13 protein-coding genes and 1 pseudogene are annotated in these 17,092 nt (G+C 35.7%); 5 read left to right on the top strand and 9 right to left on the bottom strand.

Translation table 11 applies throughout. The features are described from left to right. Positions 1–29: 29 nt before the first annotated feature. Complete coding sequence (locus CYAN10605_RS00635) at positions 30–1,766, bottom strand: iron uptake porin (RefSeq protein ID WP_015218017.1); 1,737 nt, start codon at positions 1,764–1,766, stop codon at positions 30–32. Between the two features lie 332 nt (positions 1,767–2,098). On the opposite strand from CYAN10605_RS00635, the gene yidD reads away from it, so the two are divergent. Continuing rightward, positions 2,099–2,371, top strand: a complete 273-nt coding sequence (gene yidD, locus CYAN10605_RS00630) for a membrane protein insertion efficiency factor YidD (protein WP_015218016.1) — start codon at positions 2,099–2,101, stop codon at positions 2,369–2,371. Between the two features lie 152 nt (positions 2,372–2,523). Here yidD and CYAN10605_RS00625 read toward each other — a convergent pair whose 3' ends face one another. Together CYAN10605_RS00625 and sixA are read right to left on the bottom strand one after the other, a co-directional pair. Further along, on the bottom strand, positions 2,524–3,666 hold the full coding sequence (locus CYAN10605_RS00625; RefSeq protein ID WP_015218015.1) for a citrate synthase: 1,143 nt from the start codon (positions 3,664–3,666) through the stop codon (positions 2,524–2,526). A gap of 276 nt (positions 3,667–3,942) precedes the next feature. Continuing rightward, positions 3,943–4,437: a phosphohistidine phosphatase SixA gene (sixA, locus tag CYAN10605_RS00620; RefSeq protein ID WP_015218014.1), complete on the bottom strand. Its 495-nt coding sequence runs from the start codon at positions 4,435–4,437 to the stop codon at positions 3,943–3,945. A 423-nt stretch (positions 4,438–4,860) separates the two neighbouring features. Here sixA and CYAN10605_RS00615 point away from each other — a divergent pair, with 423 nt between their 5' ends. Both CYAN10605_RS00615 and CYAN10605_RS19420 read left to right on the top strand, forming a co-directional pair. Next, complete coding sequence (locus CYAN10605_RS00615; protein WP_015218013.1) at positions 4,861–6,066, top strand: GNAT family N-acetyltransferase; 1,206 nt, start codon at positions 4,861–4,863, stop codon at positions 6,064–6,066. 75 nt (positions 6,067–6,141) lie between these two features. Continuing rightward, complete coding sequence (locus tag CYAN10605_RS19420; RefSeq protein WP_370670890.1) at positions 6,142–6,453, top strand: AbfB domain-containing protein; 312 nt, start codon at positions 6,142–6,144, stop codon at positions 6,451–6,453. On the opposite strand, the gene CYAN10605_RS00610 is transcribed toward CYAN10605_RS19420, so the two are convergent. Then, a complete protein-coding gene (locus tag CYAN10605_RS00610) occupies positions 6,374–7,378 on the bottom strand; it encodes a DUF6398 domain-containing protein (RefSeq protein ID WP_015218012.1) in 1,005 nt (334 codons plus the stop codon). The two genes, CYAN10605_RS19420 and CYAN10605_RS00610, sit on opposite strands and share 80 nt — an antisense overlap. Positions 7,379–7,432: 54 nt before the next feature. On the opposite strand from CYAN10605_RS00610, the gene CYAN10605_RS00605 reads away from it, so the two are divergent. Continuing rightward, positions 7,433–8,773, top strand: coding sequence for a cytochrome P450 (locus tag CYAN10605_RS00605; protein WP_015218011.1), 1,341 nt, complete (start codon positions 7,433–7,435; stop codon positions 8,771–8,773). A gap of 284 nt (positions 8,774–9,057) precedes the next feature. Here the strand turns inward: CYAN10605_RS00605 and CYAN10605_RS00600 are convergent, their stop codons facing one another. From CYAN10605_RS00600 to CYAN10605_RS19415, 4 genes and pseudogenes are all read right to left on the bottom strand, one after another. Beyond that, positions 9,058–10,605: a M16 family metallopeptidase gene (locus CYAN10605_RS00600; protein WP_015218010.1), complete on the bottom strand. Its 1,548-nt coding sequence runs from the start codon at positions 10,603–10,605 to the stop codon at positions 9,058–9,060. Positions 10,606–10,674: 69 nt separating this feature from the next. Next, on the bottom strand, positions 10,675–11,223 hold the full coding sequence (locus CYAN10605_RS00595; RefSeq protein WP_015218009.1) for a phycobiliprotein lyase: 549 nt from the start codon (positions 11,221–11,223) through the stop codon (positions 10,675–10,677). A gap of 392 nt (positions 11,224–11,615) precedes the next feature. Then, complete coding sequence (locus CYAN10605_RS00590; RefSeq protein ID WP_015218008.1) at positions 11,616–13,934, bottom strand: NHL repeat-containing protein; 2,319 nt, start codon at positions 13,932–13,934, stop codon at positions 11,616–11,618. Positions 13,935–14,303: 369 nt separating this feature from the next. After that, positions 14,304–14,432: pseudogene (locus CYAN10605_RS19415) on the bottom strand (tyrosine-type recombinase/integrase); the annotation flags it as partial. Positions 14,433–14,722: 290 nt separating this feature from the next. Between CYAN10605_RS19415 and CYAN10605_RS00585 the strand changes: the two are divergent. Next, on the top strand, positions 14,723–15,211 hold the full coding sequence (locus tag CYAN10605_RS00585) for a hypothetical protein (protein WP_015218007.1): 489 nt from the start codon (positions 14,723–14,725) through the stop codon (positions 15,209–15,211). A 64-nt stretch (positions 15,212–15,275) separates the two neighbouring features. On the opposite strand, the gene CYAN10605_RS00580 is transcribed toward CYAN10605_RS00585, so the two are convergent. After that, entirely contained in the window at positions 15,276–17,042 is a 1,767-nt protein-coding gene (locus CYAN10605_RS00580; RefSeq protein WP_015218006.1) for an ArnT family glycosyltransferase, read from the bottom strand. Positions 17,043–17,092: the final 50 nt, after the last annotated feature.

Below are 17,092 nucleotides of genomic sequence, written 5' to 3'. Positions count from 1 at the left end.
GAGTTTGCGGTAATTATTATTAACTACGCTTAGAATTTGAATACGGTACGAAGAACACCAACCACAACGGTTTGGTTTCTGCTGTCGTCACTATTGTTAGGATTGAAAACAGCGTAAACACCGGGGGTTAAGGAAATATTGTCGGTTAAAGGATATTTATACTGACCTTCAACAACCCAAGATTGTCCTCTGTCACGTCCAATAGTACCATCAACACTTCCAGCACGGGGAACTTGACCACCCGCAATAGTTAATACAGATCCTTCTTTACCTAAGTCGAGGAAAGAAACATTAGTATTCCAAGTAAATAAGTCTGCGTTATCTCCGTTACGGTTAGCACCGGTGCTGTCAGCAGAGTGAGCTTGAGCGAAAGACCAACCTACCCATCCTGCGAGGTTTACTTTTTCAGCTACACGCCAAGTTGCTTGTAAACCAACGTTTTCAGAAGAAGTAGCCGCACCACTGAAAGGATCACTAGTTCCTGCAAAACCACCGTCTCTGTTTCCAGAACCTAATGCCGCAATTTGACTGGAGATACCATCAGTGTAACGACTTCCAGTACTACCAGTTAAGTTAACATCATCCTGAGAAAAATAGCTGTGTACATAAGCTAAACCAAAGCTAAGAGTATCAGTAGGATGAACCCCTAACTGAACACCGGTGCTATAAGTACCATTGAATAAACCATTTCCTTGAGAAGCATCCGCCGCATTATCTGCTAAATAAGAAGCAGTAATGTCAAAGTTTTTGTTGAAGGCATATTTTAAACCGATACCTGCACTACCGGGTTGACGGTAAATGAAGGGGTTAAAACGGTTAACTCGAGACAATGCACCAGTACCACTACTTTCAGTGTAAGGACTAAAGGTTTCGTAGATGTCCTCGATAGGCATTTCAGTACCTACCCAGAAAGTTGTTTTATCACCTAGCTTGGTTTTGTAATATACACGATCAAGAATGATGTCATTACCAGTATTTTGTTCAAAGTTGAGACGAGCCATATCGCTACCGAAGGCGTTACCCAAACGAACAATGTTACCAGCCGCTAAACGAGTTCTTAAGGTGTCTTTACCAGTAAAGCTAGTATCTAAAGTTAAGCGTACACGATTACTTAAAGTAAATTGGTCATCAATGGAATCAGCAGGAAGGTCTCTTAATCTTTCACCAGCACCAGTTAAGTAGTTTTCATTGAAAAGACCTAAACCGTCAGTGCCGCCTCCTTGACCAACTGCTGCGATAACAACTTCCCCTTTCAACTTGGTAGTGGTGGAGAATTGGTGATCTTCTAAGAAAGCTACTCTACCTTCTAAGTTATCAACTCTTGCACCTAAAGCCGCTAATTCTGCTTCAAACTCAGACATTAAGCGTTTTAATTTTTCAATATCTTCTCTAAGTACAGACTCGCTAGAAGCAATTAAACGCTCCATTTGTTGCATACAAGCGTTTAAACCTGCGGCGAACTCATAACGACTTAAAGCACGATTACCACGGTAAGTACGATCAGGATAACCAACAATACAGCCGTAACGTTCAACAAGACTTCTTAATGCTTCAAATGCCCAGTCAGTAGGAGAAACGTCTCTTAGCTGAGATACAGATGTTACCTGTCCCATAGGCTGGGTTTCATTGTACTGAGAAATCTGGTCAATAGTAGCTGTATCTACTTCGTTCGCATTGGCAGATACGGGAGCTAAACCATTAGATGCGATCGCCATTGCGATCAATGCGGGAGTTGCGATTGTATAGTTTTTGACTAATTTAAACATAATTCTTTTAAGTTTCCTCACACCTTGAATATCAGTCTCTTAATAATTAATAGCACAAAGATTTACTTTTTTGCCATTTTTTCTGTAACTAAGATAACAACTTTTTCATTTTTTTGTCATCAAATAGCTATTATATAGTAAATGAGAAAAAAACTATTAAGTAGCTGAAAAATAATGGTGTGCTTTTTCACCGTCCATCATAAACCTTTAAGGTTAAGGGGGGTTTAACTTCTTCTTTTTTGTGAAACTATGAGGGCTTTATAATCTTTTGTATAGTAGATTTTTCAGCACTATAGAAGTTTATGACTTAATGGTATTAAAATAACTGAACAATGGGAAAAGTAATCCTAATATTTTTAATCAATATCTATCGACAATATATTTCCCCTCTATTCCCTCCTTCTTGTCGTTTTCAACCAACTTGTTCTCAATATGCGATCGCAGCTATTTCTACTTTTGGAGTTTGGAGAGGCAGTTATTTAGCAATCAAAAGAATTTTGCGATGTCATCCATTTCACCCCGGCGGTTATGATCCTGTTCCTTCCTCACTAGAAGAATTACTGTTGAATAATAAAAAAAAGGCAAAAGACAAAGGGCAAAGGTGAATAGTGAATAGTTGATAGTTGATAATTAAGAATTAAGAATTAAGAATTAAAAACTCCGAACATTCATTACTTTCTTCTAAAACCTGAAACCTGACACCTTATCTCCCCAATACCCGAATACCCTAATTCATCCATATAAACTCATCGAACTTTTACCGATCTTCGATCGCTACATAAGGAATACCTCTATCACCGATATAAACTTGAGTAGGACGGAAAATACGATTAACGGCCAATTGCTCTTTCCAGTGAGCCAACCAACCCGCAACCCTAGAAATTGCAAACATAGGAGTGAATAAATCTGGCTTAATGCCCAACTTACGGTAAACTAAACCTGAATAAAAATCAACGTTAGCGTAAATACCTTTATGACCAAGTTTTTCAGTAACCACTTTTTCCACTTCTAAGGCAATATCATAATATTCATCATGACCAGTTAGCTCGAATAATCTTTCTGCCAATTGCTGTAATATCTTTGCACGAGGGTCTTTTACTTTATAAACCCTATGACCGAAGCCCATAATTTTCTTTTTATTTTCAATACAATCTTCAATATAGGGACGTACATTTTCCACTGAACCAATTTCTTCTAACATCACTAACACTTCCTCATTTGCACCACCATGTAGAGGACCTGCTAATGTTCCCACCGCCGAAGCAACAACGGCATAAGGATCAGTTAAAGTTGAAGCTGTTACCATGGCAGAAAACGTTGACGCATTCATAGTATGTTCTGCATGAAGCATTAAGCACACATCAAAAATTCTCGCTTCTAGGGGTTCGGGTTCTTTTTCTGTCAACATATAGAGGAAATTAGCCGCATAATTTAGATTGTCGCTTGGTTGTACTGGATCATTGCCCATGCGCATTTGTGCAAAAGCGGCCACCATTGTGGGTATTTTGGCTAATAGGCGAACTACAGCATCTCTAATATATTCTTCTTTAGCTAAAGCACGACGAGAATAGAATAAGCCCAAAGCAGCAGCAGAAGTTTGTAAGGCATCCATGGGGTGACCACTTTCGGGAAAACACTTCATCATATCTCTAATATGGTATTTAACACGACGATGGCGTGTAATTTCATCTTGGAAGTTAGCAAGTTCATCTTTCGTGGGTAATTTACCCCAAATTAATAGATAAGCTGTTTCCAGAAAAGTGCTTTTTTGAGCTAACTCTTCAATGTTTATACCTCTATATTCTAAAATACCGTTTTTGCCGTCCACGAAACTAATACTAGATTGAGCAACGGGGATTCCTTCTAATCCGGGTTGATATTCGCAAGAAGGCTTTGTCATGTTTATACCTCAAGAAAAATATAATAAAATCAAAATTGATGGAAAAATTAATAGATTTGCATACCCATATTATGGGGAAAATAGGAAAGAGCCCTCACCAAAGGTGTAACAAAATAATTCACCTCTAAAAAAAATAACATTCACTTATATTTTGGTTTGCCCGTGAGTTTTTGAATTAAAAATAAATCATGGGGAAAGTTTATGATTACTCTTATTAGAGGTCAAAGGAGTTAATATACTATAAAATTTATGATGATAAAAGTGCCGACTAATACTTTAGCAACTAATCCATTTTGGACTAGCTAACAAGAATAATTGGGCAGTACCAAGGGGATTGCTTAAGTCAGCTACTTCCAAACCAATAATACCAGCTTTTTTGAGGATTAATTTATCTTCAGTTTTTCCCCAAATAAGTAACTGAGCCCATTCACTTAAATCTGGTTCGTGTCCAATTAGGGCAATGTTTCCCGCAGATTTATAAGGAGAAGTTTGTAACCAGTTAAACCATTCCAGAATATTTCCTTGGGGTATTAGAGCAGAATGTTCGACAATATTTAAACTTCTTTTTGCCTGTTGCAAAATAATAGCGGTTTCTTTTGCCCTAGTGTAGGGGCTTGTGATAATAACATCAAATTCTATATCCAAATTCGTTAATTTTTGGGCAACTTTTTGGGTTTTAGTTATGCCTTTGCGAGTAAGTATTCTTTGAGAATCATTTTTTTCCATCGCTCTTGATTCAGCGATACCATGACGAATTAAATATATCTTCATCTTAAAATTGTGCAAGTTATAAATTTATTTTTGTTGAGAATCAGATTTTATCAGGAAACTGATAATTTTTCTAAAAAAGTAGGATTGACTTAGATTACTTAACCTTGGTCATTTGGCAAGAATATCTAATCTGGGTAGATGGTGAGTTTGACGGTTTTTAATATTCTAAACATTTATTAATCCATCAAAGAGTTGAGAATAAAAAAATCAATTTATGTGCTTTTTTCATCAATATCTATTAGTTTTAACTCCTAATTCCTAACTTTGAACTCTGAACTCAGATAAGTGAGATTTTGTACACCTGAGAAATTGTATTAACTCTTTTCTCTTGTTTGACTTGTGCAAGAAGTCTCATAAAATTAAGCTAAGATAATGGCAATATTGTACGTCTAAGGTGTTTAAAAAATCAAAAAGATTGAGGTTATGAAAGAGCAAATTTTAGCACAGAAGCAATATCCTTATTATACGATTCGTTGGTGTGAAAAAATGGCAGATATTCCTCAATCAGCTTGGAATGCAATGGCTTTACCGTTGAAAACTCCTTTTTTAGAGTGGGAATGGTTACACAACTTAGAAACTTCGGGTAGTGTAAAACCTCGTGCTGGTTGGCAATCTTGTCATTTAACGGTATGGCGGGATAATAATTTGGTTGCTGGTGCTCCTTTATATATAAAAGGGCATAGTTATGGAGAGTTTGTTTTTGATCATCAATGGGCTGATTTGGCTTATCGTTTAGGAATACAATACTATCCCAAATTGTTGGGCATGACTCCTTTCACTCCTGCGGTGGGTTATCGTTTTTTAATTGCTGAGGGAGAAAATGAGTTACAAATTACTGAGTTGATGGTGAATGCGATCGACCATTTTTGTATTAATAATAAATTATCTGGTTGTAATTTTCTCTTTGTCGATCCTCAATGGAAAGAGCTTATTTCTCAATTAGGATATAGTGCATGGATGCACCATAGTTATATTTGGTCTGACCAAAACTTCCATAATTTTGAAGATTTTTTGAAAATATTTAAGTCCAATCAAAGGAAAAATATCAAAAGAGAAAGGAAAGTTGTTGAGAAAGCCGGATTAATTTTAAAAACCTTAGTAGGAGATGAAATTCCCCATTATTTATATCCTTATATTTATCGTTTTTATAGTAGCACCTGTGATAAATTTTATTGGGGCAGTAAGTATTTAACTAAGAAGTTTTTTGAGCAACTTTATCCTAATTATTCCCATCGTTTAATGTTAGCGGTTGTGCATAGAGAAAATGACGATCATCATCCCGTTGCTATGTCTTTTTGTGTGCGGAAAGGGGAGAATTTATATGGGCGTTATTGGGGTTGTTTAGAAGAATATGACAGTTTGCATTTTGAGACTTGTTATTACAAACCTATTGAATGGGCGATCGCACATGGAGTAAAAATGTATGACCCGGGGGCAGGAGGAAGTCATAAGAGAAGGCGAGGTTTTCCTGCCACTCCTAACTATAGTTTACACCGTTTTTATCACCCCAGAATGAATACTATTTTAAATCATTATATTGATGAAATAAATATGGCAACGGAGGAAGAAATAAGGGCAATTAATGAAGATTTACCTTTTAATAAAAAGGAAATAAAAATAGAAATTTAATTATTATTCATAGGGAATTAGGAATTCAAAATAAATAAAAGTTAAACTTTATTCTCAAAAACAATTATAATATTAGTGAAGAACAAAACAAATTATTTTTCATTTTTAGGATTAAATTTTTTTATACTAATTCTACTAAGTATTACTGGTAAATCTTTGGCGAATAATAAACAACGTCAACTGTTAAAATCAGGTAACGTTATATCATTACGTTCTACAAATTACCCTGATAGATATATTCGTCACCGTAATTATTTGGGTCAACTAACTAAAGTAATTACAGAGTTAGACATGAATGAGTCTTTATTTATTCCCAATCCAAGATTTGCTTCAAGGTGCTTGCTATATTGGCAATTGCCGACATTGGATGACTTTCAGAAACACTAGGCATCATCCATTCTTGATCCAATCTGCTCATTTCCAGTAAATCACGAATTTGTTTTGATTTTCCGCAACCTGTACTTTCTGAAACCCCGAAACGTTGATAAAGTTCTGAAGATTTCATATAAGGTTCAAAAGAAGAATCTGCTAAAAAGTTGATCATCCCTAAAGCATGAATAATACCACAAGCCCAAGATTTTGCCTTACCTTTATTTAATGGGGATGGTTGATAGTTACATAAAACGGTGGTTAATTTTCTTGAAAATTCTAAATATTCGTCATTAAGATAATTGCGACAAAAATCATCTGTTAAATTGGTTATTTCATCATATTTATTTTTCATGGAGGGGGGAATGGTGCTTTTCCCAAGTAGTTGAGAAACTTGAAGATTTTTATCAGATGAGACTTTATTCTGACTTTGACCTTGAAGAAATTTTATTAATGCTTCTTCTGATGTCATATCTAATCCTGATTTATGGGCATTCATCAACATTGATTTGACAAAACTACCAGAGCTATCATCGGTCATCATAGCGGTAAATTTATTTTCCAAAGTCTTTAGATATTTGATAATCCCTTTTGCCGTTTTTCGTTTATGAGTTTCTCCCAAATATTGCCAAAAAGCAATTAATTCAGGAATCGCATCTTCCACTTCTTCTTCATTCAAAATCATCAATTTACGGGGGAGGATATATTCCATGATAGTTTTTACATCGCTAACAGTCATGGTTGAAAGGGTATAACCCTCATACATATAACCGAATTCAATAAAGTGGTGAATCCAAAAACCTCCTTGCTCTCTTGTTTTTATATATTCTTGTCCTACGGGAGAATCAACAAAATCCCAAATAGCATCTTCTATATAATCTTCAATGATTTCCTGTCCTTCATCAAAATCAAGATTATCTAGTTTATTAAGCTGAAAAGTCATAATGTGAAATAAAGTAAATTTATTCTCAAACTTTAGCAAATTATTCAGAAAAAAATGACTATTAATCGAGAGAAAAAACAAGAATATCCGCTTCCCCCTGGTAGTTTTGGTTTACCCTTAATGGGTGAAACCCTCAGCTTTATAAAAGACCCAAATTTCGGGAATAAAAAAGAAGCCAAATATGGCTCAATATTCAAAACCAATATTATCGGTAAACCCACTGTATTTATGGTTGGTGCGGAAGCGAATCATTTTATCTTACAAACTCATTTCGATCACTTTTCATGGCGAGAAGGATGGCCTGAAAATTTCCGTACTTTATTGGGAGAATCCCTATTTCTTCAAGATGGAGAGATTCATCAAAAAAATAGACGTTTGCTGATGCCCGCATTTCATGGGGTGGCATTGACTAAATATTTTAACACCATGAAAGAAATCATCGATCGCACCTTGAAAAAATGGGCAGAAATGGGGAAATTGACCCTATTTCCAGAAATGAAAGAAATGACCTTTGAGATTGCTAGTGTGCTATTGTTGGGCAGTGAAATGGACAATCGGGAAGAAATTAAGCTACTTTCTCAAAAGTTTGGCGAATTAACTAAAGGCTTGTTTGCTTTTCCCTTTAATCTACCGTTTACTAACTATGGTAAAGCTCTAAAAGCTAGGGATTTTCTTTTGCAACACATAGAAAAAGAAATCGAGAAACGGAAAAATAACCTAAAAGAAGATACCATAAGCCTACTACTTCAGAGCCAAGATGAAGAAGGCAACCGTTTTTCTGAAGCCCAAATCAAAGTTCAAGCCCTATTAATGCTATTCGCAGGACATGAAACTACAACCTCCATGTTAACTTCTTTTTGTATGGCTTTGGCACAAAATCCCGAAGTGCGGGAAAAGGCTATTTTAGAACAAAAAACTCTGATGGATGAGTCTGATTTTACGATGGAACAGATCAAAAAAATGACCTATTTAGACCAAGTATTAAAAGAAGTAGAAAGGTTATATCCTCCCGTTGCTGGTGGTTTTAGAGGAGTAGTTAAGCCTTTTGTTTATAATGGCTACTATGTGCCGAAAGGATGGCAAGTATTGTATAGAATAGAAAGGACTCATAAAGATCCTAACATCTATACTGAACCGAAAAAATTTGATCCTGAAAGATTCAATAGTCAGAGAATGGAACATAAAAAGACTGACTTTAGTTTAGTGGGTTTTGGCGGTGGTGCAAGATTTTGTCTCGGTTACGCTTTTGCCCAATTAGAGATGAAAATTTTTGCTAGTCTATTATTGAGAAACTATCATTGGCAATTAGAACCAAATCAGGATTTATCTTTAGATCGTATTCCATCTTTACATCCGCGATCGGGTCTTAAAGTAGCATTATACTCAGGAAGATAATAAATAAAAAGCAAAGTTAAAAGGGCAATGGGCAATAATTTGAGTTCGGAGTTAAGATAAAAAAGAAATTTCCCTCTTTTTATCCCCTCTCTCAAAGCAGGGCTGTTTCAAAGTAAAAAATTAGGTTAACTGAGATTAAGTGAGAGTAAGAGATACAAGGATTTTTTTCTATTAGTTAAAACTTTATGAACAAAAATCCCCCATCTCCCTCTCCCCTCATCACCTCATCCCCAAATATTCCAATACCCTAAAACCTGACACCTCTTTCTCAACTCTGAACTTTCCTAATTCATAGGTTTTGTAATCAATCTACCTACGGTTTTATTGTCGGAGGTAAAAGTATTTTGAGCAACCCTTTGAATATCTTGGGCAGTAACGGCAGAAATTTTGTCTAAACTTAAAAACAAATTACGCCAATCTCCTGTTTTCGCTTGATATTCTGCTAATAACTTCGCCATACCTGCATTAGAGTTAAGACTACGCAGTAAACTAGCTCTAGCTTGAGTTTTTACCCTTTGTAATTCTTCTTCTGTGACTAAGTCTGATTTTAATTTTTCTATCTGTTCGTGTAAAGCTACTTCTAAATCTTCCAATTGTCTTTCAGGAGCTAACATGGCATAAAATAACATTAAATTGGGGTATTTGTCTCCGGGAAAACCGTTAAACCCTGCGGCCGAAAGAGCTATTTTTTGTTCATCTACTAAGGATTGATACAACCGGGAAGTGCGTCCGCTACTCAAAATAGAACTGATAATATCATAAACCACATAATCAGGATCGTTAATGTTAGGGATATGGTAGCCTTCTAAATACCAAGGTTGTGAAGGATATTCGATCGCAACTTCTCTTGTTTCAGTTTGTTTTGGTTCGACTATATTTAGTTTAGCGGGTTTGGTGCTAGAAGGAAAACGCCCGAAGTATTTATTAGCCATTTGCTTAACTTCTTTGGGGTCAACATCTCCGACAATGGCAATAGTAATATTATTACCCCCATAGTAACTATCAAAGAAATTTTGTACATCCTCTCTGGTTAAGTTAATAATATCTTCTTCATAACCGATGACAGGGCGTTTATAAGGATGAGTAGTAAAAGCGCTATCTAAAAAGGCTTCTACCATTTTGCCTACAGGAGAATTGTCTGTACGCAATTTTCTTTCTTCAAGAATTACTTGTTTTTCCTGATAAAATTCCCTAAAAACTGGATTCAAGAAGCGATCGGATTCTAAATACATCCATAATTCCAATTTGTTAGAGGGAAAATTGTAAAAGTAAACCGTTGAATCTGCCGAAGTTGCTGCATTTAGACCAACTCCACCTTCCAGCTCTATTATTTGTCCAAATTCATTTTGCTTAACTAAATTATGGGCTTGATTATTTAACTGTTCAAATTTATTTTCTAACTCGGTTAATTGTTCTTGATTATTCTCTTTTTTAGCTTCTTTTATCTGTTGAAAAGTTTTATCTAATTCTTCTAAAATCTGTTTTTCTTTTTCATAGTTGATCGTACCAATTTCCTTCGTACCCTTAAAGGCTAAATGTTCTAAAAAATGGGCGACTCCTGTTTTTCCTTCTGGTTCATTAGCACCACCAACATCCACATAAGTGTTAAAAGAAATAACGGGGGCTTGGTGATTTTCTAAAACGATAAAATGAATACCGTTGCTAAGGGTAAATTCTGTTATGTCTTCTTTTACTTGGTTAAGATAGGGTTCTATGGATTGATTGCTTTCATTTAGGGATATTTTAGCTAAAGCTAGTTCACAATTATTTGTCCAAGCAAAAAAGATTATTAATCCGAAAATAAAGGCTTTATATAAGGGTCTAAAAAACATATAAATTTAGTTTTCAAATACTATTTTGATGAAAATTATAGATAACTATTTATTACTAAAATTATTAAACTAATCTTCTTTTTTAACTACTCTTTTGATTTCGGAATAAAAGCAAGTCTGCCGTACTTGATTATTGTGTTTGAAAATAGTATTTCTTAGGCGTAAATTATCACTGGCAAAATTAATTCTTTCCTCAAGGTATTGATCATCTTTTATTATTCTTAAAATTAATGACTCATCCTCTGCTAAAACATATTCTCCTTTAACTATTTCCGATGAGTTAGTAATTCTGACAATATTACCCTTATTGAGATCATTTTCAGAACGGAATATTAACATTAAACTTTCTCCTGTTTGTTTTGGTTTTCCCCAATCAGGTGAATTATCCCAACTAGATGCGAGCACCAAGGGTGCGGCTACGCCGAACGCACCTAAACTTAAATCGAGATTAAAATGATATTGGTTAGCTAACTGAGTTATTTTGCTATCATCAGCAGTTAAAAGAGTAAGAGTAACATTAGCTTTTGCATTATCTACTTGATTTTGAGGAAGATGATAAGTAGTGCGTTGAGAAAACCAATCACCAACAAATTTATCTAAAAAATTATTAATATCCATTCTTATAAAAAAATCATCATATTAAGCAATGGTAGTAATTATAACCCGACATCGTTCCAGATAATTAACCTGAGTTCGGGATAAATTTTCATCTATGAATGATGGAAAAAGGGCAAGGGGCAAAGGTAAATAGTGTTGGGGTGAATAGTTGATAATTACTCGTTACTCGTTACTCATTACTCCCTTAAACCTAACACCTGCAACCTGCAACCTGAAACCTGACATCTATCCTTATCCAATATTCTTAAACCGAATTGAGGTTAATTAGTGAACTTGGGTTCGGCGATTTCACTGCACTCATTCTGCAAAGGGTACAAAGTTTGGAAATAAGTTTCAGGTGTTAGGAGGCAGGTTTTAGGTTTTAATTACTAATTGCTAATTCTTCAGTGGATTTATGTCAACGCTTCAAAAGCTACCCCTTCAAGGGTAAATTGAGGGAAATTTTCTAAGATATTATTTTTTTCTGTTTCTGTAACATAAATATAAGTACCGGGTTGTTGGGTATTTTGAAAACGGTAAAAGTCCGTCGCCATATTAGCATCTGCGTCATAGGCATAAAAAGCGATTCCTTCTTCGACAAAGTTAGGATTATTTTCTCTAATGCTAATGCTTTCTTCCTCGCTAGCATAAAGATAAGTTCCGGGTACGTCCGTATTTTGAAAGCGATTCAAACGAATTAAAGTATCATTTTCTGTGCTGGAGGCTTTAAACGCAAATCCTTCTTCGACAAAGTTGGTAAAATCTCGGCGGATAACTTCGCTTTCGGTTTCGTTAGCATATAAATAAGTGCCGGGGCGATCGCTATTTTGAAAACGATTAAAGGTAGTGGTTAAAAGGTTTTCAGGTTTATCTGCTGGATCTACTGGTGTACCAATTAAAGGAGGCTCAACGGGATCTGCTAAACCGACAAATTGTACAACTCCATCACCACCAACTATATTTTCTGGATCTGACACAGAACTTTCTCTTGTCCAGTTGTTAGCTAACCAAATATTACCACTAGGGTCAACTTGTACGGCTGTAATATGCTGTAGAGCTTCACTTTCAAAAACAGTGGAATTTCTGGAATTTTCTTGATTGAGGAGTACTAAACTAAAATTATCAAAACCCCCTGCCCAAACTTGATTTCCTGAGTCCACAGATAAGCCCCACAAGCCAAAATTTTCTAAACCAAGGGGAAATTCTTGAGTTTCTTTTGTCTCTTTATCAATGAAAGTTAAACTAGAAGTTGTCCAGTTTGTAACCCATGCGTTGCCCTCTGTATCGAAAGCAACGGTTCTCGGTGTGCCAAAGGTGTGGGGAAAAGGAGGGGATGTAGGGGGTGCGTTGGTGGGAATGTTGTCGATTAATTTGATTTCTCCATCTTCATAGTCAAGGATAGTAACACTACTATTTCCTGCTTGATCATTTGTTACCCATGCCAATCCTTCGTTATCAATGGTAATGTTAAAAGGTTTACCGATGACATCATTATTGGTGAAAGTAACCGCCTGAGATGGATTACCTTGAGGATAAACGGTGACTGAGCCTAAATCATCTAAATCCGCAAAGCCTCCACTATTGGGAATCCAAAGATTGCCTTCTTGATCAATAGCAATTCCTTGGGGGTTATCATTTTCTTGGATACCTGCACTACTCCACAGGTCTAAATTAGCCGTGTTATTTTCAAAGTCAGGGGTAAAACGAACAATAGAACCGTTACCATAGTTAGCAAACCACGCTTTATCATCTGCTCCTACCGCCACTCCGTAACCTACCCCATTAACTAAACTGGTGTCGGGAATGGGACTGTCAATAATAGGACTGCCTAAAATTGGCTCTCCGGCTGGATTTAAAACTGTTATCTGACTGGCTGGGATGCGTGCTGCGCAGCAGATCCCTTCGGGATCGCCTTCTCCATTAAGAAAAGACTGATAATCCCAATTGTTAGCAATCCAAGCGTTACCCTGACTATCAAAAGCCATTCTACCTACCGCATACATCCCACCTGCGGTATAGTGAAGGGGAATAGGTAAAGTGGTGCGAAATTCCTCTAACATAGGTAAAGGATTAGAGGCAGATTCTGCTAAACGGAAAAAACTTCTAGCATTGGCTTCACTCAGAGTTTGGTTTAATTCTTCTGCTAAATTAAATAATGCCTCAAAAGTGCTTTCAGGGCGATCGCCGTTTGGTAAAGTAGTTATATCAAAAAGAGTATTGCGATTTTGCTCAGTAGCGATACTAGCAGATAAAGTATTAACCAGAGTATTAAAAATTAACAGGGCTTCTTCATTATCTTCATTGGCAATAATTACTCCTGCCTCACCCGTTTCAATATTGGCAATATTCGGCACAATGGAAAAAGCATTATCCAACCCCGGAGAAGGACCAAAAATAAAACCTTCATCGCTGATAAACTGAGCTAAAGCATAAGTGGAGGCGATAGTAGTTCTCTCATTGATAGTAATATTTTGACTATCTGAATTAGGATTAACATTACCAATGGCATTGATTAGGATAACTTCACTATCTTCAGCATTACTTTCAGAAGCAACAATATAAAAAAGATCATCTTCACTAAAATTGTCTAAATTAAATTGAAATGAACCATTCCCATTAGTGGTAGTTTGTCCAACAAGATTAGCCTCTTTTAAATCTGATTTATATACCAATACCTGTCCGAATCTGATACCCTCGCCATTGGCAATAACTTGCCCATTAAGTGTCGTCATGATCAAAAATTACTGGTTTTTAGTTTTACATTGACCTCATTCTAAGTATTTTTATTCATAGACAAAGATATTCTTAATATCCCTTAACCTATTAAACCTGAGTTCGGGATAAATTTTCATCTATGAATGATGGAGAAAAAAAGGCAAAAGGCAAGAGGCAAGAGGCAAACCCCCCTTTATCCCCCCTCGAGAGGGGGGAGGGCAAAGGAAAAATTAAGAATTAGGAATTAAAAACCCCGAACACTCATTATTTATTACTTATTACTCGTTACTTATTACTTTCTCTCAACACCTGCAACCTGTAACCTGCAACCTGAAACCTGACACCTACCCTTATCCAATATTCTTAAACCGAACTGAGGTTAGAGGTTAATTGAGATAAACTTCAGTGGTTCTGATAGAACTATGTTCAAACGATTGTTGCAACAAAGATAAATTGTAACGATTCTTAATGGAAGTGGTAGCATGGCTATGTCTAAATTTATGGGGTGTTATTCGTGTCTTAAGTCCTTAACTTTTAAGGGTTAACAGGGTGTTTTTATCGTACGTAGTAAAAACATAGTCTATTACTTCTTTCTTCAATTTGAGTAGTTCAACAACAATAGTGAAAACCTATATTTTTATAATTGCTTGTTTATGCCGATAACAATACCGATAGTTATACCAATAATTAATATATCTTATCCCGATAAACAATAATTTTTAAACCGATTGTTGTACCAACATAACTCAATTTACTGATAAGATAGGAGTAGCTAACCGATAACAATACCGATTATTATACCGATATGGCGACTAAAAGAGTTAATAATGAGTTTCATCGTTTGGATGTTAAATTGCCCATTGATGTTTATGAGCAAATATCCAAAATAGCGGTTAATAGTTTTTCTGCAAGGATTCATCACATCAGTGGAAAACCAGAAATAACACAGACTTTAATTTATCTTTTAGAGCTAGGGATACAATCTTTTCTCGATGGAAATGAACTGATAAAAAAGTATGATACCGATAAATATACTGATACCATACCGATAACTGAGAAAGGGGTAAAGCAATTAATTAAGGAGGAGCTAGTACCCATTCAATCTAGGCTCAATGAGCTATCAGAGGCCATTCATCGGTTAACTTATACCGATAATAATACCGATATTCTATCCATAGCGGTGAATGAAGGAACATTGGCAAAAATAGCCGATAACAATACCGATAAGTATGCCGATAAAATAGAAATAGATACCGATAATATTACCCCTTCAGAATCGCTTAAAGGTTCTTAGTGAACCTCTTTCCTAACTTCGTTCGAAGGGAGTGCATGAGCGTTTTTTGCGTTCTCCTCTAGCTCTAATTCTCATTACTCATTATCCATTTTTTATCGATTCTAATTAATTTGTAGGCTTTTTTTTCTGATAAAATATCGTAGTTTATATTGTTAATTTCACTGTTATTTAAGTAGTTAGATTCTCCCAGAATAATTATAGTGTCACTAGGCATTGTTTGAGTTTTCAAAAACTCTTTTAGTTCTGATGTGTCATAAATAAAATTAATGTTTTGGTTACTATAATAAACGGTACTATAACGAGTAAAACCGAGTAAAAACACTTCTTCTTCTGGTTTGATTACTTGGGAAATTTGTTTTGATATTTCTCTAAATTCTAGTTGTCTTTCTCGATCTAAAAGAGGAATTAACGGAGGAAAAGTTAGGGTAATAAAACTGAGAAAAGCGATAAAATTAGCACTCCAAAGCCATTTTCTTAGCCTCTGTTTAAATAATAAATAAATACCGAAGACAGCCCCTGTTCCCCAAGAAATTGCCGCCATAATGGGGATTCCTGATTTTACTAAATTTTCTGCTAAGGTGGGTGCGGTGGGATCTTCTCCTACTAATTTACCACTAATTCCAGATGCGATCGCAAGTATAATAAGAATTAAAATATTAACAATACTACTAATTATAAATAGCCAATTATTTTTATTTTTATGGTTTTTATTTTCCCTAAGTTTTTCGCCCCAAAATAAAGCTAAAATAATTACTACTGCGGGAGTAATAGGAAGAGTATAACCCTGTAATTTAGTATCGGCGGAAGAGAAAAAAACGAAAGTGGTAATAAACCACGCAAAAGCATATATTCCTAAGTGAGAGTTACGGGCAGATTGTCTTACAGCTTGAATACGCCAACAAGATAATTGAATGACGGCGATGGGGAAATAAATTGACCAAGGTAACATTAATACCGTAGCCCAAATAATGTAATAGTACCAAGGTCCTGGATGGTTAAAAACAACTTCTGTAAAGCGTTGAAAGTTACTTTCTAGGATAAATTCATTGATAAAAATTTCTCCGTCAAAAATGGTAGCCATGATATACCAAGGGAGGGCAACGAGCAAAAATAGAGTTAATGCACGAAAAGGCTTTATTTCCCAGAAAATTTCCCAAAATTTGCCCACATAGATTAAAAAAGCCCCTATTCCTAACACTGGTAAAATAACACCAATGGGACCTTTGATTAAAACTGCGATCGCAGCTAAAATGGGAGAGAGACAATAATAAACCGTTTGTTGCTTTGGTTTCTCAGGTTGAGCATAACCCAGAAAAAAAGATAGCATGGACAAGCCAACAAAACTAGATAGCAACATATCTGACACTGCCACCCTACCCCAAGCTATCCAATAGGGATTTAATGCCATAATACCTGCACCAATCCAAGCGGTTAACCATAACTGTGGCGAATTAATTTCTGGTTTTTCACCAATAAAGCCAAAATAACGTAAAGTATAAAATACCACAAATACAGATGCGATCGCACTTAAAGCTACAGGGAATCTAGCCGCCCATTCACTGATACCAAAAATTTTAAAACTTAGTGCCAGAAACCAATATCCCCCCGCAGGATAAGAATAAAAATAATCTCCATTCCAATGGGGGCTAATCCAATTACCTGTAAGCACCATTTGACGGGCAACTTCTACATATAAAGCCTCTGTTTTGTCGATTAAACCAATGTTTCCTAAACCCATCAAAAAAGCTAACCAACAAACAATACCGATACAGATAAGAGAAACTATCCATAATTTTTGTGATTGTTTATGCCATAACTGCTGAAATTGCAAAGATTTATCCTCCCTGTAAGTTAATTTGCATCTAAACTAAAAATCATAGC

Source organism: Cyanobacterium aponinum PCC 10605 (genome assembly GCF_000317675.1).
GTDB lineage: Bacteria > Cyanobacteriota > Cyanobacteriia > Cyanobacteriales > Cyanobacteriaceae > PCC-10605.
This window is presented reverse-complemented; position numbering and strand designations above follow the sequence as displayed.